The following is a 23042-nucleotide window of genomic DNA, read 5'->3' on the forward strand; positions in this document are numbered from 1 at the left end:
CGGGCCTCCAGACCGACGCCGACACCAAGGTCGGCACCGTCTGCACCACCCCCGCCAACGGCCAGTGCACCACCACCGTCGAACTCGGCACCTACTACTGGCAGGAGACCCAAGCACCCGACGGCTACCTCCTCCCCGCCCAGCCGGTCTTCGGCCCACTGGAACTGACCTCCACCAACTACACCGCCGGCGTCACCGCGACCGCCGTCGACCAGCCGATGACCGGCGTCGTCACGGTGGTGAAGACCGACCCCAAGGGCACCCTCCTGGCCGGCGCGGTCTTCCAGCTCTGGCAGGACACCAACGGCACGGCGGGCCTCCAGAGCGACAGCGACACCCGCGTGGGAACGGTCTGCACCACCCCCGCCAACGGCCAGTGCACCGCCTCGGTCGAACTCGGCACCTACTACTGGCAGGAGACCCAGGCACCGCCCGGCTACCTGATCCCCACTCAGCCCGTCTTCGGCCCGCTGATCCTGACCACCGCCAACTACCAGGCCGGTGTCACCGCGACCGCCGTCAACGAGCCGGTGAAGGGCAACGTCACCGTCACCAAGACCGACCCGGCAGGAAACACGCTCGCCGGAGCCGTCTTCCAGCTCTGGCACGAGACCAACGGCACCACCGGCCTCCAGACCGACGGTGACACCAGGATCGGCGCGGTCTGCACCACCCCCTCCACGGGCCAGTGCACCGCCGCGGTCGAACTGGGCACCTACTACTGGCAGGAGGCCAAGGCCCCCGAGGGCTTCCTCCTCCCCGACCCCGCCGTCTTCGGCCCCCTGGTCCTGGACCTGACGAACTACCAGACGGGCCTCACCGTCACCGCCGTCGACCAGCCCATGACCGGCGCCGTCACCGTGCTGAAGACCGACCCCAAGGGCAACGCCCTCGCCGGAGCCCAGTTCCAACTCTGGCAGGACACCAACGGCACCACCGGCCTCCAGACCGACACCGACACCCGCGTGGGCGCCGTCTGCACCACTCCCGCCAACGGCCAGTGCACCACCACCGTCGGCCTCGGCACCTACTACTGGGAAGAGACCCAGGCACCGCCCGGCTTCCTCCTCCCCACCCCCGCCGTCTTCGGCCCCCTCACCCTCACCCCCGCCAACCACCGGCAGGGCGTGAGCACGACCGCCGTCGACCAGCCCGTCCGGGGCCGGGTCACGGTCCTCAAGACCGACCCCACCGGCAAGCTCCTCCCGGGCGCGGAGTTCCGCCTCTGGCGGGAGACCAACGGCATCTCCGGTCTCCAACCGGACGGCAGCGGTGCGGACCTGACGGTCGGTGAGCTCTGCCGGGCCGCGGCCGACGGCCAGTGCGCGCAGCAGGTCGAGATCGGCACGTACTACTGGGAGGAGACCAAGGCGCCCGAGGGCTACATCCTGCCCGTCGAGCGGACCACCCGCGCACTGGAGATCACCGCCGCCAACGCGGAGGCCGGTGCCACCATCACCGTGGTGAACCAGCCGATGACGGGTCAGGTCACCGTGCTGAAGACCAACCCCGGCGGCGACGCCCTGGCCGGCGCCGAGTTCCAGCTCTGGCGGGACACCAACTCCGTCGACGGCCTGCAGACCGACACCGACACCAAGGTCGGCACCCCCTGCACCACCCCGGCCGACGGCCGGTGCTCCACCACCGTCGGGCTCGGTACCTACTACTGGCAGGAGACCAAGGCCCCCGAAGGCTACGAGCTCCCGGACCCCGCCGTCTTCGGCCCCCTGGCCCTCACCCCCGCCACCTACACGGCCGGCGTCACGACGACCGCCGTGGACCAGCCGATGACCGGTCAGGTGAAGGTCGTCAAGACCGACCCGAGCGGCACCCCGCTCGCCGGCGCCGAGTTCCAGCTCTGGCAGGACACCGACGGCACCACCGGCCTCCAGACCGACACCGACACCCGCATCGGCTCTCCCTGCACCACGCCGCTCTCCGGCGAGTGCGCAGTCACCGTCGGGCTCGGCACCTACTACTGGCAGGAGACCAAGGCCCCGACCGGCTACCAACTCCCGCTCCCCGCAGTCTTCGGACCGCTCACCCTCACCCCCGCCAACCACCGGCAGGGCGTGAGCACCCCCGCCGTCGACCGGCCCCTCCCCGGTTCGGTCAGCGTCCTCAAGACCGACCCCGACGGCCGCCCCCTCGCCGGAGCCGTCTTCCAGCTCTGGCGCGAGAGCAACGCCACCCCGGGCCTCCAGCCCGACGGCGACACCCGCGTCGGTGACCCCTGCACCACCCCGGACACCGGCCGGTGCTTCACCACCACCGAGATCGGCACCTACTACTGGCAGGAGACCCAGGCCCCCGAGGGCTACGAGCTCCCCGCCAACCCCGTGTTCGGCCCGCTCGTCCTGACGGTCGCCACCTTCGACAAGGGCGTCACGGTCACCGCCGTCGACCGTCCGCTCAAGGGCTGGGTCGTCGTCCTGAAGACGAGCCCGGACGGAAACGCCCTCCCCGGCGCGGTCTTCCAGCTCTGGCAGGACAACAACTCCGTGGCGGGCCTCCAGACCGACACCGACACCAAGGTCGGCGCCCCCTGCACCACCTCCGAGTCGGGCCAGTGCAGCGCCGAGGTCCTGCTCGGCAGCTACTACTGGCAGGAGATCCAGGCGCCGACCGGCTACCTCCTCCCCTCCCCCGCCGTCTTCGGCCCCCTCACCGTCACCTCCGCCAACTACCGCAAGGGCATCTCCGTCACCGTCGTCAACGAACCCCGCCCGGGCTACGTCCACGTCCTCAAGCGTGACGGCAGCACCCACGCCGCCCTCGCCGGCGCGGTCTTCCGGCTCTGGCACGAGACCAACGCCACCCCGGGCCTCCAGCCCGACGGCGACACCCCCGTCGCCAGCCCGTGCGCCACCGACTCCGACGGCGCCTGCCACTTCGGCCCCCTCTCCCCGGGCACCTACTACGCCGAGGAGACCGAGGCCCCCACCGGCTACCGCCTCCCCGCCGCCCCCGTCACCGAACTGACCCTCACCACCACCGGCGCCGAGGCCTCCACCACCGTCACCGTCGACAACGACCGCATCCCGCCCACCCCCGAGGAGCCCAAGAAGCCCCTCCCGAAGAAGCCCCTCCCCACGACCGGCTCCCCCACCGCCACCCTCCTCATCACCCTCGCCACCCTCCTCACCACCGCCGGCCTGACCCTCCTCCTGACCCTCCGTCACCGCCGCCGCAAGGCCTGACCCCCTCCCCCACCACCTTCACGGGGTGGGACCAGCCCACCCGGGCCGGTCCCACCCCGCCGTCGTGCCCGGGCGCTCCGCCCGCCGGCCGGGCCCTCCCCCACACTGTCGGGGGGACCGCCTACCCTGTCGCGCGAGCGGCACCGACGAGGCCGGCGCAGCACGATGGGGGCGGGTACCGAGATGAGCGTGGACTTCTTCTGGCGGCGGGTGGCCGACGGGTCACTGGACGAGCTCTCCCCGAAGGAGCTGGGCGAGCTCGTGCCACGCTGGTTCGACGCGGAGTTCGGGCCCCTCCGCGAGGCCGGCACCGTGATGGCCGTGGAGCGCAACGCCTACCTGATGCACCTCGCGCTGACGGCGAGCGGCGAAGTCCCGGCCACCGTCGCCCAGTTGCCGGTCTTCGGGGGCGAGAAGCGGGTCGAGGGCGAGGAGCACCCCGAGTACGGGTTCGTCGGGACGGAGGTGTGGGTCCTCCGCCGCGACGAGGTGCGGGACGCCTCGGCCCTGCTGGACCGGATCGCGCCCGGCGACCTGGTGAGGAGCTCGGACGCCGTACTGGCCCAGGGGGTCGAGTCCCTCGGCTTCCGCACGCCGTGGTCGCCGGATTGGGCGGCGGAACTGGCCTCCAACCTGGGCGAGTTGAAGGACTTCTTCGCCGCGGCCGCGGCGGCGGGCAACGCGATGGTCAAGTTCGAGTCGGCCTGACCTCCACGGCCACGGCCACGGCCACGGCGGCCAACCCACAGCCACCGCCGCTACCCCAGGGCCGTGACGCCCAGCAGCAGGACGCGCAGAGCGTTGTCGATCGCCGCCCCGCGCTCGGCGGCCGAAAGGTCGGGCTGCAGGTTGACCAGGATGGTGGCGAGCCCGTGCACCGTGGCCCAACTGGCCATCACCGCCGCCCCGGTCTCCTCCGGCCGCAGGCATCCCGCCACGGTCAGCCGGTCGAGGGCCGCCAGCAGGATCGCGTCCGGCTTTGGCCGGCCCTCGGGGTCGGGGACCGGCTCGGCGCCGTACGATCCGGGCGTGCCCACGCCCGAGGGGTTGCCGTCCATGGCGGTCCGGAACAGTCCCGGCTCGTCGAGCGCGAACTGCACGTAGGCCCGGCCGACCTCGCCCAGGTGGAACACCGCGGCCGCCCGGGGGTCAGACGGCTCCCGGACGGACGCCACGTGCGCCGCCATCGCCGCTCCCAGCTCGCACAGGGCCTGCTCGGCCACCGCCGCCTTCAGCCCGGCCAGGGTCTTGAAGTGCCCGTACGCGGAGTTGGGCGCGACCCCGACGAGGCGGGCGACCTCGCGCAGGACCACCGCCTCCGGCCCGCCGGTGCGGGCCAGTTCGATGCCCGCCCTGATCAGGGCCGCCCGCAGGTCGCCGTGGTGGTAGGTGGCGCGGGTGCGACGGGTCGGCTCGGTCATGTACGGATCCTGGCACGGACGGCTACGGCGCGACGAACCTCAGGCCCGGGAGGTCGCGACGGCGGATCATCAGCTCGGCGACGACGATGTTGGGCAGCCAGCAGAGGAACGGGACCGCGGCGTAGGCCTGACGGACCATCTGCTCCACGTCGCCCCCGGCGGCGCCGCCGGCCAGCACCTGGACCAGGACCAGCACGCCGAACCAGAGCCGGAGGGTCGGCGCCGCGAAGGTCAGGGCGAAGTTCCGGATCATCCAGGCCTGGTGGGCGGCGAAGTCGCCCTTCCGTGCGGCCCGGTAGCCGCGCCAGGCGGTCCACCCCCAGAGCACGGCGAGGCTGCCGAAACCGAAGAACCCGGCGAACGCCACGGAGTTGAAGAACGACATCACCAGCGCCGCCACCGAACCGGCCCCGACGGCGAGCAGGTAGCCGCGCCCGATCCAGCGGTGCACGCGGGGGAGGCGGCGCCGGATCGCCCGGACGAACTGGAACGGCCCGACCGCCAGCGCCAGGCCGGCCGTGACGATGTGGACGTAGAAGGCGACCTGGACCGCGAAGGGCCGGTCCGCATAGGTCGGCGCGAGGCCGACCCTGTCGGCGGCGAGGTCCTGCAGGCTGCCGGCCGCGTACTGGCCGACGGAGTAGCCGGTGATCGCCACCGACAGCAGCAGCACCACCGTCCAGCTGAGACGGGAGCCGCGGCGGGGCCGATCGGTGGCCGTCGGCGGGCGTGAGGTCAGTACGGACATGGCAGAGCGGCCCTCTTTCGGGGCTCGGTCAGGCACGGAACGGCGGCACATGCTCAATCTGTACAGTGTGAGTTTCTAGCGCCCGCCCAGCACGCGTGTCAACGGCCTACCGTTGGGGGATGGCGATTCGGGTGATCATCCTCAACGGCGGTTCCAGCTCCGGGAAGTCGAGCATCGTGCGGGAGCTGCAGGCAGCCCTGCCCGAGCCCTGGCTGGCGTTCGGGATCGACGGGTTCGTCGAGGCGCTGCCCGCGCGGCTGCGGGAGACGGAGGAGGGGATCACCTTCGCCGAGGACGGTGGGGTGGACGTCGGGGCGGAGTTCCGGGTGTTGGAGGCGGCCTGGATGGCGGGGGTGGTGGCGACGGCCCGGGCCGGGGCGCGGGTGGTGGTGGACGACGTCTTCCTGAGCGGGGCCGGGTCCCAACTGCGGTGGCAGCAGGCCCTGGAGGGGACACGGGCACTCTGGGTCGGGGTCCGCTGCGAACCCGGGGAGGCCGCCCGCCGGGAGCGCCTGCGGGGCGACCGGGTCACCGGGATGGCGGCGTCGCAGGCCGGGTCGGTGCACCTGGGCGTCCGCTACGACCTGGAGGTCGACACGACCCGCACCGACGCGGCGGCCTGCGCGCACGCCATCGCCGCCCGCCTCCAGGGGGACTGACGCGAGGTCAGCCCGGCCAGGGGTCGGTGGGGAAGCGGGCGGTGAGGGGGCCGCCGGGGCGGGAGCGGTGGATCCAGACGGGCTGGTGGCCGAGTTGGGCGACGGTGGGGGTGACGTAGAGCTGGCCGCGGGGTTCGCCGGGCTCCCCGGTGTCGTAGGCGGCTGCGAGGACGAGGCGGAGCGCGTGGCAGGCCGCGGTGGCCGGGTCGGCGGAGGTGGCGAGGGGGTCGAGGTGGGCGGCCAGGGCGGTGAGGGCGCCCCAGAGGGCGGGGGTGATCCAGGTGACGGGGGCTCCGTCCAGGCCGGGGTGGCCGGCGGTGTCGGGGCAGGTGCGGGCCCCTGCGGGGGCGGTGGTGGTATCCATGCCGGGACCGTACGGCGGGGTACCGACAGGCCTGGCGGCCGGACTGTCGGAGCGTCAGGAGAGGATCAGCGGAGCCGAGTTGACGGGAGGGGCCCAGGCGTACGGGGTGAACCAGTGCTCCGTGAAGTACTCGGCGAGCGAGTACGGGTGGCGGGGGTCGGTCAGCATCCCGTGGAGGAACTCGGCCGCCGAGCAGTCGAACCGCTCCCACGGGTCCTCGCTGTCGCCCCGCGCGACGACCGGCCAGCGGGCCGGGTCGGGGTCCTCCGTCAGCCAGCAGAAGGAGTGCTCGGCGGTGCTGGTGCCCCACTGGAGGAGGCCGACCTCGGCACCCTCGAAGGGCTCGGCGTGGAGCAGCACCAGATCGAAGTCGGGGGAGCCGGGCACGCACAGGTGGAGGTTGTCGTCGAAGCTGCCCGCTCCGAAGGTCTCGGCCAGCGCCCGGTAGTCCGGGGGCAGCCGCAGGCCGAACCGCCGCTCCACCGCCGCCCAGCCCACCGGTCGGCGCTCGCCGGTCCATCCGGTCAGCCCGGCCAACCCGTCCACCGCTCCGAGGTCCATGACGGGTAGTCAACCCCACCGTCAGGACAACGCCGTGCCGCGGGGCCCACAGCGGGGGCCCGAGCGGGTGAACCGGCCGCCGCCCGGGGCGCGTTCCGTTGCCCTGCCGTCCACCGGGCGCTGGACTGACGGCCCAGCAGGCGGGCGGACAGAGGGGCGTGCAGTGCGCAACAGGGTGGCGGTGGTGGCGGCCGGGGCGGGGTTGGTGGTCGTGGCGGTGGTCGGCGGGGTGGCGGCCCGGGACGGCGGCGGGGCGGCGGAGAGCCGGCCGGTGACCATGGACGAGGCGGCCCGCATCGCGCTGTCACGGCTGACCAGCTACCAGGCGAGCCCGGTCGTGGTCGAGGTGGACGTGCCGGACGGTGACGCCGGGACGAGGGTGCGCGGGCTGGTGGACTACCGGGCCGGGCACGCGGTCGGGGCGTACGAGTCGGTCACCGGCGCGGCCGGGCTGGTCGCCTGGGACACCACCGGCCTGGGCGTGGCCCCGCAGGAGCGGCGGAGCACGACGGCGGAGGCGGTGCGGGCGGCGGAGACGATGCCGCCCACCGCCTGGTCCGCGCGTGCGTACACGGGCGACCCGCTCGACACGGCCCTGCGCGTCCTGATGGCGCTCGGCTCCGACCGGCCCGACAACGCGCAGTTGCTCGCCCAGTCCGGCGCCCGCTGGCTGCGCGACGAGCGCCTGGACGGCGGGCACGTCTACGGCGTGTTCTCGGGGCCGCTGCCGAGGGAGCAGGCGGGCGGCGAGGCCCGGCTCACCTACTGGGTGGACGAGGACGGGAACCTGCGCAGGTTCCGGCTGCGGGTGGACGGTCTGCCGCGGCCGGTGACGGTGGACCTGACGGAGCGTCGGTCCCCGCAGCAGGTACCGGCCGCACCGTGGGGACCCACCGACCGCACCGCCCCCTCGCCGTAGGCGGCCGGGCGGACCAGCGCAGGATCACCCGCACGAGCGGAATCCCCGGCGTTTCGGGACCCTTCGGACCCGTACGACTCGTCGCCGCCCCCCGCTCAGGGGCTTGAATCGCAGCTGTGCACCCTTCACCGTCCGACACCTCGCCCCTCCCCCGCCGCCTGGTCCTGGGCGGCGTCGCCGCGCTGACCGCCGGGGCCGCGCTCGCCGCCACCGCGCCCCGCGCCTCCCGGACGGCCGAGGCACCGCCCCCGCCCGGTCCGGCTCCCGCCTCCGCGACCCAGCGCATGCTCACCGAGCCGCAGTCGCCGTACACGCTGGTACTCGCCTACGACCTCCCCGAGACGGCCACCGGCAGCACCGGGGCCGCCGCACTGCGAGCCCTGTGCGCGGCCTGGACCCGCTCCTTGGACGAGGGCCCGCGCGCCGCACTGGCCCTGGGCCCCGGCACGCTGCACCGGCTGACGCTCGCCGCCCCCGCACTGGCCGAGCTGCCGCCCTTCCCGGGCGACCGGCTGGACCCGGCGCGCAGCGGCGCGGACGTCCTGGTGCAGCTCTGCGGGCCCGGGGGGCCGCAGCAACTCGCGGACGCGGCAGCCGTGTTGGACGGCCAGGCGGCCGGGCTGCTGACGCCCCGCTGGCGGCAGGCCGGGCAGCTACCGCCGACCGCGCCCGGCGAGACCCCGCGCAACCTCTTCGGCTTCAAGGACGGCACCGCCAACCCGGCCCCGTCCGAGCGGGACCGGATCTGGCTCACGGAGGGCCCGTACGCGGGCGGCTGCCACCTGGTCTACCGGCGGATCGCGATGGACACGGCCGCCTTCGCCGCCCTCCCGACGGAGCGTCAGGAGGAGGTGTTCGGCCGCCGCCGGGAGGACGGCAGCCCGCTCGGCGGCAGCAGTGAGCAGGACGAGCCGGACCTGTACGCCAAGTACCCGGACGGCCGGTACGTGGTGCCCGCCGACTCCCACGTCCGGCTGGCCAGCCCCCGCCAGGACGGCGGCGCCCGGATGCTCCGGCTGGGCTACGGCTACCGGGACGGCCCGGGGGACGAGGGGCTGGTCTTCTGCGCCTACCTGCGCGACCCGAAGCACTTCGTCCGGATGCAGCGACGCCTCGCCGAGCAGGACGCGCTGTCGGCCTTCACCGAGCACCGCGCCTCGGCGGTCGGCTGGGTGCCGCCCGCCGGGCCGGACGGCGTTCCGGTCTTCTGACCGGGGGTCAGTCCAGCACCGCCTGGGCGTCGATCTCGACCAGCATCGGCTCCTGCGGCAGCTCGCAGAAGATGGTGGTGCGGCAGGGCTTCACCCCGCCCGGCTTGACGTTCTCCTCGATGAAGGCGGCGTAGACCTCGTTCATCAGCGCGAAGTCGGAGCGCTTGGTCAGGTAGACGCGGAACATCACCACGTCCTCGACGGTGCCGCCGCCGGCCTCGACGATCGCCTTGACGTTCTCCAGGGTGCGGCGGGTCTGCGCCTTCACGTCGCCGTGGTGCAGGTACTCGCCGGTGGCCGGGTCCTGCGGGCCCTGGCCGGAGACCTGGAGGATCGGGCCCTTGCGCACGCCCTGGGAGAACATCCAGGCGGGGGCCGGGGCGCCGTCGGTGCGGATCTCGGTCTTCTCTGACATGTCAGTCTCCTTGCTGAGGAACCATCAGGGGGTCTTGGGGGGCATCCCGGCGTCGGCCGAGATCGCGGCGGCGGTGGCGCGCAGCTGCGGCACCAGTTCCAGCACCCGCTCGTACGGGAGCACCACGTCCGGCACCGAGATGGAGGCCGCCGCCACCACCCGCCCGGTGGCGTCCCGGACGGGTGCGGCCACGCAGTTGATGAAGGACTCGTGCTCGGCGTGGTCCTGGGCCCAGCCCTGGGCGGCGACGGTCTCCAGCTCGGCCAGCAGGGCGGCCGGGCCGGCGATGGTGCGGGGGGTGTGCCGGGTGTACTCGATCGTCTCCGCCACCCGGCGCCGTTCGGCGGGCGGGAGGTCGGCGAGCAGGACCTTGGCCACGGCGGTGTTGTGCAGGGCGGCGCGCAGGCCGACCCGGGAGTACATCCGCACCGGGTGCCGGGAGTCGTACTTGTCGATGTAGACCACCTCGCCGCCCTCGTAGGCGGCCAGGTGGACGGTCTGGCCGGTGGCGGCGTTGAGCTCGCGCAGGTGGGGGGCGGCCACGGTGCGGATGCCGCGCTGCTCCAGGGCCAGCCCGGCCAGGGCGAACAGGCCGGCGCCGAGGTGGTAGCGGTAGGCGGCGTCGCGGTAGACGAAGCGTTCCTCCTCCAGGGACTGGAGCAGGCGGAGCACGGTGGTCTTGTGCACCCCGATCAGTTCGGCGAGCTGGTCCAGGGAGCGTTCGCCCTCGCCGAGTTCGGCGAGCAGGCGCAGGGCGCGGGTGACGGTCTGGCTCATGGCGGTTCAGGCTCCGTGGTGCACGTCGGAACGGGACATCAGGCGGGACGTCAAGGACATCGAGGACATCGAGGACGTCAGGGCAGGACAGGGGACACGATGCCATCCACCGTCACCCGGGTCGCGGCCCACTCCTCGGCCGAAGCCGCGAGCAGGGCGGTGACCACCCGCTCGGGCGGCAGCGCGCCGTGGTCCCCGGGGGTGGTGAGGGCGGAGGCCGCGGCGAGGTGACCGAGTCTCAGCCGCTCGCGCCCGCCGAGCCCGCGCAGGGTGCCGGCCAGGTAGCCCGCCGCGAAGGCGTCGCCCGCGCCGGTCGGCTCCAGCACCTCGACCGCCAGCGCGGGCTCGGTGACGGCGGTGCCGTCCTTGGCCAGGGCGGTGGCCTGGTGGGCGGCGTCCTTGACCACCAGCACCCCGGGCGAGGGGAAGAGCTCGCGCAGCTCGCCCGGCTCGCCCGCGCCGAAGGCGGCCTCGGCCTCGTCGGCGCCGAGCAGCAGCAGGTCGGCGGCGTCCAGCAGGGCGGGCAGCACGGCCGGGTCGCGGTCGCGCCAGAGCGCGGGGCGCCAGTTCAGGTCGAAGCTGACGAGGCGTCCGGGACGGCGGTCGGCGAGCAGGGCGCGGACCAGGGCGAGGCAGCTGTCGGAGAGGGCGGGGGTGATCCCGGAGAGGTGGAGCAGCCGGGCTCCGTCGAGCAGCCGGGCCACGGCCGGTTCGGTGAGCACGGCCGGGGAGAGGGCGGAGGCGGCGGAGCCGGTGCGGTAGTAGTGCAGGCGGCTGCGGCCGGGGCCGAGATCGTGCGGCTGGCCGGTGCCGCCGGTCTCCTTGAGGTAGACGCCGGTGGCCCGGTCGGGGTCGGTGAGCACGCCGGAGACGTCCACGCCGCGGGCGGCCAGCTCCTCGGTGAGGCGGCGGCCGAAGCCGTCGGCGCCGACCCGGCTGACCCAGGCGGCGGGCACACCGAGGGCGGCCAGCCCGCAGGCGACGTTGGACTCGGCGCCGCCGACGGCGGGGGTGAAGGAGGTCACGGTGTCCAGCGGGCCCTGACGGTCCGGCAGCAGCACGGCCATCGACTCACCGAGGCAGACCGCTTGGGCCGGTCCCGCTTGGGCCGGTCCCGCGCCCGCGTGGTGAACAGTCATGGTGTGCTCTCCCCTGTGACCGGGCGGTCCGTTGACTGCGCCCGGCCCGAATGCTAGAACCGTCGTACCAACATGCGCAATCACCGTTGCGCATGTTGCAATGTTGACCGGAGGTACAGCAGTGGGCCCGCAGTGCTACGCCACCAGCGGCGAGGGACCGGGGATCGACGGCGGCCTGGTGGCCGCCCTCGCCGAAGAGAGGCTGGACTGGCGGTTCAAGGCGCTGCCGCCCGCCGCCTGGGGCCTGACGGCCCGTGAGTACCTGGCCACCCGGCCGCGCCTGACCCAGCTCGGCACGCCGCTGCTGACGCTCGACGCCGGCGCCCTCGCGCACAACCTGCGCACCATGGCCGCCTGGTGCGACGAGGCCGGGGTCTCGCTGGCCCCGCACGGCAAGACCACCATGGCGCCCGCGCTCTGGCAGTCCCAGATCCAGGCCGGCTGCCACGGCATCACGCTGGCCAACCTCTCCCAGCTCCGGGTCGCCCGGGCCTTCGGCGTGCAGCGGGTGCTGCTGGCCAACACCCTGCTCGACCCGGCCGGGCTGGCCTGGCTGGCGGGCGAGCTGGCCGCCGACCCGGAGTTCGCCGTGGTCTCCTGGGTGGACTCGGTGGCCAGTGTGCGGCTGATGGACCGGGCGCTGCGCACCGCCGCCGCCGAGCGGCCGGTGGAGGTGCTGGTCGAGCTCGGCGGCCCGCACGGCCGCACCGGCGCCCGGGGCGTCCCGGAGGCCCTGGAGGTGGCCGCCGAGGTGCTCCGCTCGCCCACCCTGCGGCTCGCCGGGGTCGGCGGCTACGAGGGCGCGCTGGCCCATGACGCGAGCCGCGCCGGGCTGGACACCGTCCGCGACTACCTGCGCCAACTCGCCTACCTGCACCGCTCGCTGGCCGACGACTACCCCGGCCCGCACCCACTGGTGACGGCCGGCGGCAGCGCCTACTTCGACACCGTGGTGGAGGAGCTGGCCCCCATCGCCCGGGAGGTCGGCGGCGCCCCGCTGGTGCTGCGCTCCGGCGCCTACCTGGTGCACGACGACGGCTTCTACCGGGGCATCTCCCCGCTGGCCCGGGACGGCCGGGACCGCCCGTTCCGCTCCGCCATGCACGGCTGGGCCCGGGTGGTCTCGCACCCCGAGCCGCAGCTCAGCCTGCTGGACGGCGGCAAGCGCGACTTCCCGTACGACGAGGGCCTGCCCGAGCCGCAACTGGTCAGGGGCGGCGCGGAGTTGAAGGGGGCCACGGTCACCGCGCTGAACGACCAGCACGCCTTCCTGCGCGAGGCCGGCGAGGCCGCCCCGGTCGGCGCGGTGGTCCGCCTCGGCCTCTCGCACCCGTGCACCGCCTTCGACAAGTGGCAGCTCGTCCCGGTGGTGGACGACGCCGACGCCCCCGAGCCCCAGGTGGTCGACCTGGTGCGGACCTTCTTCTGATGGCCGATCTGCTCTTCCGGGGCGCCACCGTGGTCGACGGCAGCGGCGCCGACCGCTACCGGGCCGACCTCACCGTCACCGACGGGCTGATCGAGGAGATCGGCTCCGGCCTGAGCGCCCGTCAGGTGGTCGAGGCCGACGGCCTGGTGCTGGCCCCCGGCTTCATCGATATGCACGCCCACTCCGACCTGCGGCTGCTGGCCGAGCCCGCGCACCCGTCCCGGGTCACCCAGGGCGTCACCTGCGAGGTGCTCGGGCAGGACGGCCTCTCCTACGCCCCCGTGGACGACACCACCCTGCCCGCCCTGCGCCGCCAACTGGCGGGCTGGAACGGCGATCCGGAGGGCTTCGACTGGAGCTGGCGCAGCGTCGGCCAGTACCTGGACCGGCTGGACGCCGGGATCGCGGTGAACGCCTGCTACCTGGTGCCGCACGGCTCGCTGCGGATGCTGGCGATGGGCTGGGAGAACCGTCCGCCGACGCCCGCCGAGCTCAGCCGGATGCGCGGGCTGCTGGCCCAGGGGATGACGGAGGGCGCCGTCGGCCTCTCCACCGGGCTGACGTACACCCCGGGAATGTACGCCGACACCGAGGAGCTGGTCTCGCTCTGCGAGGTGGTCGCGCGCTACGACGGCTTCCACGCGCCGCACCAACGCTCGTACGGAGCGGGCGCGCTGGAGGGGTACGCGGAGATGGTGGAGATCGCCGGGCGGTCCGGCTGCCCGCTCCACCTGACCCACGCCACGATGAACTTCGGCGTCAACCAGGGGCGGGCCGGGGAGCTGCTGGAGCTGGTCGACCAGGCGCTGGCCGACGGCCTGGACCTCACCCTGGACAGCTACCCGTACCTGCCCGGCTCCACCACCCTGGCCGCCCTGCTGCCGAGTTGGGCCACCGAGGGCGGCCCGGACGCCACGCTGGCCCGGCTGACCGACCCGGCCGTCCGGGAGGGCGTGCGGATCGAGGTGGAGGAGAAGGGCAGCGACGGCTGCCACGGGGTGGTCACCGACTGGGAGACCATCCAGGTCTCCGGGGTCGGCGAGCCCGGGCTGGCCGACCGGGTCGGCCGTACGGTGGCCCAACTCGCCGCCGCCGAGGGGAAGTCCGGCACCGAGGTGTTCCTCGACCTGCTGCTGGCGGACCGGCTGGCCACCACCATCCTCCAGCACGTCGGCCACGAGGAGAACGTCCGGGAGGTGATGGCCCACCCGGTGCACACCGCGGGCAGCGACGGTCTGCTGGTCGGCGCCCGCCCGCACCCCCGGGCCTGGGGCACCTTCCCGCGCTACCTCGGCCACTACGGACGGGAGTTGGGCGTGCTGACGCTGGAGCAGGCGGTCACCCGGATGACCGGCCGCCCGGCCCGCCGGCTGCGGCTGGACCGGCGCGGGCTGATCCGCCCCGGCTTCCACGCCGACCTGGTGCTGTTCGACCCGGAGACCGTCCGGGACGCGGCCACCTTCGACCACCCCCGCACCCCCGCCGTCGGCATCGAGCACGTCTACGTCAACGGCCGCCCCGTCCTCACCCAGGGCCGACCCACCGGGGCCCTGCCCGGCCGGGCCCTGCGCCGCACCGAACAAGGGACCCGCGCCCGATGACCACCACCGCCCCCTCCCCCGCCGGCCTGCGGGCCGCGCTCGCCGCCGACCCGGTGATCGCCGTGGTCCGCGCCCCGCACATACCCGACGCCGCCGCGCTCTGCGAGGCGCTCGCGGCCGGCGGCATCGGCTGGACCGAACTCACCTTCACCACCCCGGAGGTGACCACCCACCTGGCCCGCGCCGCGGCGGCCGGGCACCCCGTCGGGGTGGGCACCGTGCTCACCGCCGAGCAGGCCCGGCAGGCGCTGGACGCCGGGGCGGGCTTCCTGGTCACCCCCGGCCTGCGGCCCGAGGTGGCCGAGGCCGCCCACCGGGCCGGGGCGCCGGTGCTGCTCGGGGCGCTCACCCCGACCGAGGTGGCCGCCGCGCTGGACCTGGGCGCCGCCGCCGTCAAGATCTTCCCGGCCAAGGCCTTCGGCCCCGGCTACTTCAAGGACCTCCAAGGCCCCTACCCGGGCGTGCCGCTGGTCGCCTCGGGCGGGGTGAACGCGGGCAACGCCGCCGACTTCCTGGCCCACGGCGCGCTGGCCGTCTGCGCGGGCACCGACGTGGTGCCCCCGACGGTGGTCGCCGCCGGGGACTGGGCGGAGATCACCCGCCGGGCGAAGGCCTTCACCGAGGCGCTGCGGCGGGGCTGACCGGCCGTCAGCCCCGCCGCAGGCTCAGCAGCTCAGCAGGAGCCGGCCGGCCTGGCCCTGGTCACCAGCTCGGTGCGGCCCGCCGTGGAGTCCAGCCAGATCACCCGGGTGCCCCGGTCCGCCACGGCGCTCTCCTGGCTGCCCCGGTTGCAGGAGACCCGCTCGGGGGTGCCGCCGGCCAGCGGGACCTGCCAGAGCTTGGGGAAGACCGCGTTGGTCCAGCCGCCGGTGCGGGGCGGGGACTGCGGCGTGTAGGTGACGGCCCGCTCGGAGGCGGTGAACCAGAGGATCGCGCCCGCCGTGCCCGGCGCGCCCCCTGACACCACGTCGACCGCGCCCGAGCCGTCCGGCGCGCCGGAGCGGATCACGGTCCGCCCGGCCCCGGTTTCGGAGTCCTCCACCCAGAGCACCCGGCCGCCCGCGAGCACCGCGCCGGAGGCGGTGCCGGACGCGTCGGCCGGCCGGTAGCGCGCGGTGACCTGGCCGGCCGCGATCGAGTACACGGTGGGGACGAGGACCCCCTTCTCTCCCTCCATCCAGAACTCGGTCCAGGCCAGCAGCCCGTCCTGGAAGCTCAGCCCGAAGGCCTGGTGCCCGGCGGGCAGCGGGATCTCGACGGCGGGGCCGCCCTCGCGGGAGAGCATCACCCGGTGCCGGTCGGCCTCCCAGTCGTCCTCGACGAAGGCGATGTCACCACCTGAGACCTGGGCACCGCTCGCCTCGACGCCGCGCTTCACCGGCTTGTACACGCTGCGCACCGGGCCGCCGTCGAGCGAACGGGCCAGCAGTTCGCCGCCGCCGGCGTCCGGCCCGGTGCTGGTGACCGCCTTCCAGACCGCGGTGCGGCCGTCGGTGCCGGCGGCGTGGTGCCAGCGGCCGTCCTCCGGGCTGAGCCGGGTGACCGCGCCGGAGCCGTCGGTCCGGCCCGTCCAGAGGGTGGGCTGCCCGGTCCTGGCCTCGTCGGTGTTGGCCATCACCCAGCGGCCGCCTGCGGCGGCCGGGGCGGCCGCGTTGGTGTTCACCCCCGCGACCAGGGTGCGGGTGTCGGTGCCGAGCCGGCGCTGCCAGCCCTGTTTGACGCCGTGCTCGTCGAAGGCCCTTGCCACAGTGCGCAGTTCGGCCTTGCCGAGCTTCATCGCCCGGCCGGCGGCCAGCACCGCGTTGCGGCCGTCCACGAAGTCGTCCAGCGGGGTCAGGTACTCGGTCAGCGCGCGGTACACCAGCCGGTCGGCGGTGGCCGGGTCGAGGGCGCGGCGGACATCCCAGAGCGCCCCGGAGAAGATGGCGGAGTTGAGGTGCACTCCGCCGTTGTCGACGGTGAGCCCGGCCCCGATGTAGTGCTCCGTGGTGGTGCGCCCGGTGTCCAACCGCCGCTCACCCACGCACTGTTCGGGGGTGCCGGTGCGGCACAGGTCCTCGCCGAGCAGCCCGGCCCTGGGGTCGGTCATCGGAATCCCCCGGGCCGTCAGCTCGACCGCGTTGCCCAGGTAGTCGGCGATGGCCTCGTTCATCGCGCCGGACTGGCCGAAGTACGCCAGGTCGGCGGTGTGCGAGATGACACCGTGGGTCATCTCGTGCCCGGCCACGTCCAGCGCGGCCGCGAACGGGCGGAACTGCGCGTCGCCGCCGCCGTAGACCATCTTCTGGCCGTCCCAGTACGCGTTGGCGAGCGACTGCCCGCCGGCGGTGATGTTCACCACCGAGACCACCGGACCGCCCTTGCCGTCCAGTCCGTCCCGGCCGAAGCGGTCGCGGTAGAAGTCGTACACCGCACCGGCGTTGCGGTGCGCGTCGGTGGCGCCGCTGGTGCCGGCGGCGGCCGGGAAGGCCGGACCGGGCGAGGAGGCGGGGGCCAGACCGGCGGGCAGGCCGCCGCTGCCGAACTCGGAGATGTCGCGCCCGGCCGCGTCGTAGGTGGTCACGGTGCCGGGCCGGGTGAGGTCGACCAGCTGGTGGCTGCCGTCGGGCAGGCGGCCGGTGTTCACCGGGACGGTGCGGCCGAAGGAGTCGGGGGCGGTGCCGGTGGACGGTTCGAGCGCCGGTGCGGCGGCGGCCTTCGGCAGGCTTCCGGCCGACGGCACCCGGGAGGCGTAACTCAGCTCCACCACCCCGAGGTTGGCGTCCACGAAGACCTCGCGGACCAGCGGCGCACCCTCGGCGTCCCGGCCCGCGCCGAGCACGGTGAAGTGCCGGGCCAACCGCCCCGCGCCGCCGGGCAGCACCACCAGGCCCCGGTCCTCGGCCTTCGCCCCCGCCCGGGCCTTCAGGTCCTCGACGGCGGACAGCGCCGCGCCGCGCAGGGCGGCGTCCGGGACGGTGGCGGCGGTCGGGACGGACAGCCCGGTGAAGTACTTGCCACCGGCCGACTCGACCTGCTGCCGCTCCCCCTCCCCGGTCAGGTGCACCTGGTAGCGCGCCCCGAACACCGGTATCCCGTGGTGCAGTTGCTGGAACCTGACGGTCCGGCGGCCGTCGGCGGCCCGCTCGGTGGAGAGCTCGGCCAGCTCCGCCGGATCGACCCTGTACCGGTCCCGGTGGGCGGCCAGATGGGCCCTGGCCGCCTCGGCCGGCGCGCCGGGCGCGGCCTCGGCCAGCCCCGTGACCAGCTGCGGGCTCTCGGTGCCCGCCCCGGCCACCAGGCCGGGCACGGGGTCGGGTTCGACGGGCGGCGCCGCCAGGGCGGGCGCCGCCGTCAGGGTCAGGCCCAGCGCGACGGCGGCGCCGACCACGGCGGACAGGGGTGTGCGGGCACGGTGGAGCACGGCGACTCTCCTACGGGGTGCGGTTGTTGACGTCCGGTCGGTTGCTGACGTCTGGTCAGCCCATGCTTCGTCGGACGGCGTCCGATCCGGAAGCGGAATCGCCCCACCGCCGGAAATCGTGCGCGTTCGTACGGTCGGTTCCCGGCCGGGCGGGCAGAGTTCACCGGGCCCCGCGAACGCCGCCCACCCGGGCCACGTGATCGAATCGGGCCCGGGGCGCCCGGAACGGGCCGGGCGAGGGGAGCCGAAGGTGACGGGCAGGGGCGGGCGACGGGTGGCGGTGCTCGGCGGCGGGGTGGCCGGGCTCACAGCGGCGACGGAACTGGCCGAGCGCGGCTTCGAGGTGACGGTGGTCGAGCCCACCGGCTGGGGCGGCAAGGCCCGCAGCTCCTCGGTACCGGGCACCGGCACCGGCGGGCGGCTCGACCTGCCGAGCGAGCACGGCTTCCGGTTCTTCCCCGGCTTCTACCGCAGCCTCCCCGACACCCTGCGCCGCATCCCGTTCGCCGGACAGCCCGACGGGGTGGCGGGGAACCTCCGGGAGGCCACCCACCTGCTCTCGGCCCGCTCCGGCCGGGTCGGTGAACGCCTCACCGACGTCTCACTGGCCGCCGGGGCGCGCAGCCCGCTGGAGTTCCTCCGGGCCATCGGCCTGGGCACCGGGGGCACCGGACTCAGCAGCGAGGAACTGCTCTACTACGCCAACCGCCTGCTGGTGTACATCACCAGCAGCGAGGAGCGCCGGCTCGGCCAGTGGGAGCACACCTCCTGGTGGGAGTACAGCCGGGCCGAGGGCGCCTCGGAGGAGTACCGCAAGGCCTGCGTGGTCGGCACCACCCGCACCGTGGTGGCCGCCCGGGCCGAGGTCTGCAGCACCCACACCGTCGGCGGCTTCCTGGAGGCCTTCTGCTACGGCTTCCTCGGCCGGGGCGAGGTGCAGCCCGCCGACCGGGTGCTGAACGCACCGACCAGCACCGCCTGGATCGACCCGTGGGTCCGTCACCTCGCCGCCCTGGGCGTCCGGTTGGAGCTCGGCCGGCGAGTGGAGCGGCTGGCCGTCTCCGGCGGCTCGGTCACCGGCGCGACGCTGCGCGGGCCGCACGGCGAGCGCGAGGAGCTGACCGCCGACTGGTACGTCTGCGCGCTGCCGGTGGACCGGCTGGGCGCCCTGCTGGAGCGCGGACTGGCCGCCGCCGACCCGGAGTTGAAGAGCGTGACCGAGCTGCGCACCGACTGGATGGTGGGCATCCAGTTCTACCTGCGGGAGCAGGTGCCGGTGGTCCGCGGGCACGTGCTCTTCCTGGACTCGCCCTGGGCGCTCACCTCGATCAGCCAGGCCCAGTTCTGGGACGGCGACTTCCGCGCCACCTACGGGGACGGCACGGTGGCGGACTGCCTCTCGGTGGACGTCTCCGCCTGGGACACCCCCGGCATCCTGTACGGCAAGCCGGCCCGGGAGTGCACCCGGGCCGAGGTGGCCGCCGAGGTCTGGGCCCAACTCTGCGACGGCCTGAACGGCCCGGGGCGCCAGAGGCTGCACCCCGGCCTGCTGCACTCCTGGCACCTCGACCCGGCCGTCCGCGGCCTCGACGGCCCGGGCCCGGCCGTCAACGACGAGGCCCTGCTCATCAACACCACCGGCTCCTGGGCCGCCCGCCCGTCCGCCGTCACCGCCGCCCCCAACCTCTTCCTGGCCGGCGACCACGTCCGCTGCCCCGTCAACCTCGCCACCATGGAGGGCGCCAACCAATCCGCCCGCCTGGCCGTCAACGCCCTCCTCGAAGCCGCCCGCCACCCAGCCGCCCCGGCCGAGGTCCACCAACTCCACCAGCCGCCGGAGCTCGGCCGGTTGAAGGAGGTGGACGCCGAGCTCCACGGGCAGGGCCGCCCCCACCTGCTGGACGGCCCGGCCCCCTGGGAGAGCTGACCGGCCGTCAGTGCTCGCGGTCGACCACCAGGCCGACCAGCAGGGCGAGTTCAGCCGCCACCGCGGGATCGCCGGTGAGTCCGGCCAGCCGGGACCGGGCCGCCGCCGCGTGGGCGGCGGCCCGCTCGGTGGTCCAGCGGCGGCCGCCGGCCAGCTCCACCAGCCGGGCCAGTTCCTCGGGCCGGGCCTGCGGGCGGCGGTACTCGCGGGCGAGCAGCGCTCCCTCCTCCGTTCCCGAGTTCAGGGCGGCCACCACCGGCACCGAGAGCTTGCGGCGGGCCAGGTCGGCGAAGACCGGCTTGCCGGTGACGGCCGGGTCGCCCCAGATGCCGAGCAGGTCGTCGGTCATCTGGAAGGCCGTCCCCAGGTCACGGCCGAAGGCGGCCCACTCGCCCGCCGCCTCCGGTCCGGCCCCGCCGTAGAGCGCGCCGAGGCGGCAGGCGCAGGCGAACAGCGAGGCGGTCTTGCCCTCGACCATCTCCAGGCACTCGTCCAGTGTCACCCCGTCCCGCCGTTCGAAGACCAGGTCGAGCCCCTCCCCCACGGCCAGCGCGACCAGGGTCTCCAGCAGCGCGGCGGAGGCCTCCCGGGCCACCGGCTCCGGGGTGCCTCCGTGGCCGGAGAGCACGTCGAAGGAGACCAGCAGCAGCGCGTCGGCGGCGCGGGCGGCGGCCGAGGGGCCGAACACCCGCCAGGCGGCGTCCCGGTGCCGGCGCACCGGATCGCCGTCCAGGACGTCGTCGTAGAGGAGCGAGAGGTTGTGCACCATCTCCACCGCGGCGGCGGCCGGCACGGCGGCCCGCGCCTCGCCGCCGACCGCCCGCGCGCAGGCCAGGGTCAGCGCGGCCCGGACGGCCTTCCCACGCCCACCGGCCCCCGCCCAGCCGAACTGATAGGCCGCCACCTCCGCCGGCAGCCCGTCCAACTCCCGCACCCAGGAGCGCAGTTGCCCTTCACAGGCGTCACCGGCGGCCCGCAGCAGGCCCTCGACCGCGGACACCCGCGGATCAGCCGCGCAGCTTGCGGTAGCGGCGGTGCAGGCGCTGGAGGGTGACCAGGCTGTCCATCCGGTCCTCCAGGGTGAGGCGGTACTTGAGCTTGGGCAGCGGGCGCAGCCCCTCCAGCTTCTCGACGCCGATCTCCCGGAGCAGCCGGCTGACGTGCTCCTGGTACGCCGCGCGGTAGTTGGCGTCGCCGTCCGGCACGGTCGAGAAGAACATCGGGATCTCCTCGGTCAGGCAGTTGGCGTCGTACGCGGCCAGGTACTCCTCGCGGAACTTCGGCTCGGGCCGGGCCTGCAGCCACTCGCGGACCAGCTGCATCGAGCGCACCCGGTCGGTCAGGCCCCGGGTGTCGGTGCGCTGCTGGGTGATGGAGGCGCCGTCCTCGCGGATCCGCCAGTGGTAGACCGGCTCGGAGAGCACGTCCACGCTCTTGGCCAGGAAGTGGTGCGGCACGCTGACCGGGGCGTCCTCGTAGAGGATGCCCTCGGGGTAGAGCACGCCGACCGCGTCGAAGAAGGAGCGCCGGTAGACCTTGTTCCAGGCCGTGCGGTCGGTGAGCAGCGCGGGGAACTCGCTGACGTGGGTCTGCAGCCGGGTGCGGCCGAAGGCGCGGCGGTGGGCGCCGGAGGGCTGCAGGCCGGCGATCCGCAGGCGCAGGGTGTTGCCGGTGACGAAGTCCGAGCCGGTCTGCTCCAGGGTGGAGATCATCAGGCGGTACGCGCCCGGCGGCAGGGTGTCGTCGCTGTCCACGAAGGTCAGGTAGGTGGCACCCGGCGAGATGTTGCGGTAGCCGGTGTTGCGGGCCGCGCCGAGGCCCTTGTTCTCCTGCCGCACCAGCCGGAAGCGGGGGTCCCTGGCCACGTACCGCTCGGCGAGGGCGGCGCTGGAGTCGGTGGAGCCGTCGTCCACCATCACGCACTCGAAGTCGGTGAAGGTCTGCGCGGCGATGGAGTCGAGGCACTCCTCCAGGTACTGCTCGACGTTGTAGACGGGGACGACGACGGAGAGCTGGGGAGCCATCGGCTGGCGGGCCTTTCGGAGCGGGGCGGGCGGGGCGGCCACGTACATCAGTCGGGAGGTCTCAGCTTATGACAGCGGCCGTACCCCTCCGCCCGCCCGTCCTCGGTCCCGCGGCCCGTGCCCGAACGACCGGGGTGCCGTCGGTCCTGTGGGCGGCCCGTGATAGTCATTCCGGCACGGGCACCGATCATGGCGGCCCGGTGACGATTCCGAGGACGATTCCCGGGGGAACGAGATCATGGCGCTTTTCCGACGGCGGTCCGCCGGTGACGGCTCTTCGGGCCGCTCCGGCTGGGGGTTCGGACGGTCCTCCGCCCAGCCGAAGCCGACGGTGGACCCGACCTTCGGGGACGAGCGGCTGCGGCAGCTGGTGCGCACCGCCGAGGCCGGCGACTGGGCCGCGCTGCGGGCCTCGCTGGCCGCCCTGGAGGACCAGGCCGAGCTGACCTCGGCGATCCACCTGGTGTCCGACGCCGAGGGCCTGGAGCGGGTGCTGGCCCAGGCGGTGGCGGACGCGCCCGACGACACGCTGGCCCTGCTGGTCTCCGGCGCCCGCCAGGTGTCCTGGGCCTGGGAGGCGCGGACGGGCGCCCGGGCCCAGCACGTCTCCGAGGAGCAGTGGAAGCTGTTCGGCGAGCGGCTGGAGAAGGCCGAGGAGCAGCTGCTGGAGGTGGCCGAGCGCGAGTCCGGCTGGCTCGCGCCCTGGTACTTCCTGCAGATCGCCGGCCGGGGCGCCTCGCTCGGCCAGGCCGTGGTGCGGGCCCGCTTCGACGCGGCGGACCGCCGCCACCCGGGCCACCTGGCCTCGCACCGCCAGCAGCTCCAGCAGGTCTGCCGCAAGTGGGGCGGCTCGCACGAGGAGATGCACGCCTTCGCCCGCTCCGCGATGCTGGCCGCGCCGGTCGGCAGCCCGCTGGCCGAGCTGGTGGTGCTGGCACACCTGGAGCACTGGCTGGACCTGGACCCGGGCGAGGACTCGAACTACCTGACGAGCCCTCGGGTGGTCTCCGAGCTGCGCGAGGCCTACGAGCGCTCGGTCGGCCACGTCTCCTACCGACGCCCGCGCGGCTGGCAGCCGGTGCACAACACCTTCGCGATGGCGCTCGCCATGGTCGGCGAGAAGTTCTACGCCCGCCGCCTGTTCGAGGAGCTGGAGACCGGCGTGACCGAGTTCCCCTGGCAGTACCTGGACCAGGACCCGGTCGCCGCCTTCACCCGGCTCCGGGACTCCTGCGCCCGCTGAT

At 74.6% G+C, this 23042-nt stretch carries 20 protein-coding genes; 10 read left to right on the forward strand and 10 right to left on the reverse strand.

Annotated elements, in window-relative coordinates; all coding sequences use genetic code 11:
* Both ACZ6ZR_RS11365 and ACZ6ZR_RS11370 read left to right on the forward strand, forming a co-directional pair.
* On the forward strand, positions 1–3200 hold a 3200-nt coding region (locus ACZ6ZR_RS11365), incomplete at its 5' end, for an MSCRAMM family protein (RefSeq protein ID WP_465641725.1).
* Positions 3201–3383: 183 nt separating this feature from the next.
* The gene (locus ACZ6ZR_RS11370) at positions 3384–3908 is read left to right on the forward strand and encodes a hypothetical protein (RefSeq protein ID WP_465641727.1); all 525 of its coding nucleotides are present in this window, start codon (positions 3384–3386) and stop codon (positions 3906–3908) included.
* Between the two features lie 50 nt (positions 3909–3958).
* On the opposite strand, the gene ACZ6ZR_RS11375 is transcribed toward ACZ6ZR_RS11370, so the two are convergent.
* Entirely contained in the window at positions 3959–4621 is a 663-nt protein-coding gene (locus ACZ6ZR_RS11375) for a TetR/AcrR family transcriptional regulator (protein ID WP_465641729.1), read from the reverse strand.
* Positions 4622–4643: 22 nt separating this feature from the next.
* Positions 4644–5369 carry a DUF2306 domain-containing protein gene (locus tag ACZ6ZR_RS11380; protein ID WP_465641731.1) on the reverse strand — a complete coding sequence of 242 codons (726 nt, stop codon included), beginning with the start codon at positions 5367–5369 and terminating at the stop codon, positions 4644–4646.
* Positions 5370–5488: 119 nt separating this feature from the next.
* Here ACZ6ZR_RS11380 and cpt point away from each other — a divergent pair, with 119 nt between their 5' ends.
* A complete protein-coding gene (cpt, locus tag ACZ6ZR_RS11385) occupies positions 5489–6028 on the forward strand; it encodes a chloramphenicol phosphotransferase CPT (protein ID WP_465641733.1) in 540 nt (179 codons plus the stop codon).
* A 7-nt stretch (positions 6029–6035) separates the two neighbouring features.
* Here the strand turns inward: cpt and ACZ6ZR_RS11390 are convergent, their stop codons facing one another.
* Both ACZ6ZR_RS11390 and ACZ6ZR_RS11395 read right to left on the reverse strand, forming a co-directional pair.
* A complete protein-coding gene (locus tag ACZ6ZR_RS11390) occupies positions 6036–6392 on the reverse strand; it encodes a hypothetical protein (protein WP_465641735.1) in 357 nt (118 codons plus the stop codon).
* Positions 6393–6446: 54 nt separating this feature from the next.
* On the reverse strand, positions 6447–6953 hold the full coding sequence (locus ACZ6ZR_RS11395) for an SMI1/KNR4 family protein (RefSeq protein ID WP_465641737.1): 507 nt from the start codon (positions 6951–6953) through the stop codon (positions 6447–6449).
* A gap of 163 nt (positions 6954–7116) precedes the next feature.
* Here ACZ6ZR_RS11395 and ACZ6ZR_RS11400 point away from each other — a divergent pair, with 163 nt between their 5' ends.
* Together ACZ6ZR_RS11400 and ACZ6ZR_RS11405 are read left to right on the forward strand one after the other, a co-directional pair.
* Complete coding sequence (locus ACZ6ZR_RS11400; protein ID WP_465641739.1) at positions 7117–7872, forward strand: hypothetical protein; 756 nt, start codon at positions 7117–7119, stop codon at positions 7870–7872.
* 116 nt (positions 7873–7988) lie between these two features.
* Positions 7989–9083: a Dyp-type peroxidase gene (locus ACZ6ZR_RS11405; protein WP_465641741.1), complete on the forward strand. Its 1095-nt coding sequence runs from the start codon at positions 7989–7991 to the stop codon at positions 9081–9083.
* Between the two features lie 7 nt (positions 9084–9090).
* Here the strand turns inward: ACZ6ZR_RS11405 and ACZ6ZR_RS11410 are convergent, their stop codons facing one another.
* The 3 genes from ACZ6ZR_RS11410 to ACZ6ZR_RS11420 all read right to left on the reverse strand — a co-directional run bounded on the left by ACZ6ZR_RS11410 (position 9091) and on the right by ACZ6ZR_RS11420 (position 11414).
* The gene (locus ACZ6ZR_RS11410) at positions 9091–9498 is read right to left on the reverse strand and encodes a RidA family protein (protein ID WP_396293702.1); all 408 of its coding nucleotides are present in this window, start codon (positions 9496–9498) and stop codon (positions 9091–9093) included.
* A gap of 24 nt (positions 9499–9522) precedes the next feature.
* Positions 9523–10275 (reverse strand): IclR family transcriptional regulator, encoded by a 753-nt coding sequence (locus tag ACZ6ZR_RS11415; RefSeq protein ID WP_465641743.1) that lies wholly within the window; start codon positions 10273–10275, stop codon positions 9523–9525.
* A gap of 77 nt (positions 10276–10352) precedes the next feature.
* Positions 10353–11414, reverse strand: a complete 1062-nt coding sequence (locus ACZ6ZR_RS11420) for a sugar kinase (RefSeq protein ID WP_465641745.1) — start codon at positions 11412–11414, stop codon at positions 10353–10355.
* Positions 11415–11535: 121 nt separating this feature from the next.
* Between ACZ6ZR_RS11420 and ACZ6ZR_RS11425 the strand changes: the two genes are divergently transcribed.
* Genes ACZ6ZR_RS11425 through ACZ6ZR_RS11435 form a run of 3 tightly spaced genes read left to right on the forward strand, consistent with a single transcriptional unit; the run spans position 11536 to position 15085 of the window.
* Positions 11536–12843, forward strand: a complete 1308-nt coding sequence (locus ACZ6ZR_RS11425) for a type III PLP-dependent enzyme domain-containing protein (RefSeq protein ID WP_465641747.1) — start codon at positions 11536–11538, stop codon at positions 12841–12843.
* A complete protein-coding gene (locus ACZ6ZR_RS11430; protein WP_465641749.1) occupies positions 12843–14444 on the forward strand; it encodes an N-acyl-D-amino-acid deacylase family protein in 1602 nt (533 codons plus the stop codon). Before ACZ6ZR_RS11425 ends, ACZ6ZR_RS11430 begins: the two co-directional genes overlap by 1 nt.
* Positions 14441–15085, forward strand: coding sequence for a bifunctional 4-hydroxy-2-oxoglutarate aldolase/2-dehydro-3-deoxy-phosphogluconate aldolase (locus tag ACZ6ZR_RS11435; protein ID WP_465641750.1), 645 nt, complete (start codon positions 14441–14443; stop codon positions 15083–15085). Before ACZ6ZR_RS11430 ends, ACZ6ZR_RS11435 begins: the two co-directional genes overlap by 4 nt.
* A gap of 32 nt (positions 15086–15117) precedes the next feature.
* On the opposite strand, the gene ACZ6ZR_RS11440 is transcribed toward ACZ6ZR_RS11435, so the two are convergent.
* Complete coding sequence (locus ACZ6ZR_RS11440; RefSeq protein ID WP_465641752.1) at positions 15118–17847, reverse strand: M4 family metallopeptidase; 2730 nt, start codon at positions 17845–17847, stop codon at positions 15118–15120.
* A 250-nt stretch (positions 17848–18097) separates the two neighbouring features.
* On the opposite strand from ACZ6ZR_RS11440, the gene ACZ6ZR_RS11445 reads away from it, so the two are divergent.
* The gene (locus ACZ6ZR_RS11445) at positions 18098–19774 is read left to right on the forward strand and encodes a hydroxysqualene dehydroxylase (RefSeq protein ID WP_465641754.1); all 1677 of its coding nucleotides are present in this window, start codon (positions 18098–18100) and stop codon (positions 19772–19774) included.
* A 7-nt stretch (positions 19775–19781) separates the two neighbouring features.
* Here the strand turns inward: ACZ6ZR_RS11445 and ACZ6ZR_RS11450 are convergent, their stop codons facing one another.
* Positions 19782–20774 (reverse strand): polyprenyl synthetase family protein, encoded by a 993-nt coding sequence (locus tag ACZ6ZR_RS11450; RefSeq protein WP_465641756.1) that lies wholly within the window; start codon positions 20772–20774, stop codon positions 19782–19784.
* A gap of 7 nt (positions 20775–20781) precedes the next feature.
* Entirely contained in the window at positions 20782–21846 is a 1065-nt protein-coding gene (locus tag ACZ6ZR_RS11455; RefSeq protein WP_465641758.1) for a glycosyltransferase family 2 protein, read from the reverse strand.
* Positions 21847–22036: 190 nt separating this feature from the next.
* Here ACZ6ZR_RS11455 and ACZ6ZR_RS11460 point away from each other — a divergent pair, with 190 nt between their 5' ends.
* Positions 22037–23041 carry a hypothetical protein gene (locus ACZ6ZR_RS11460; protein ID WP_465641760.1) on the forward strand — a complete coding sequence of 335 codons (1005 nt, stop codon included), beginning with the start codon at positions 22037–22039 and terminating at the stop codon, positions 23039–23041.
* Position 23042: the final 1 nt, after the last annotated feature.

It is taken from the genome of Kitasatospora sp. NPDC088742, from assembly GCF_055584905.1.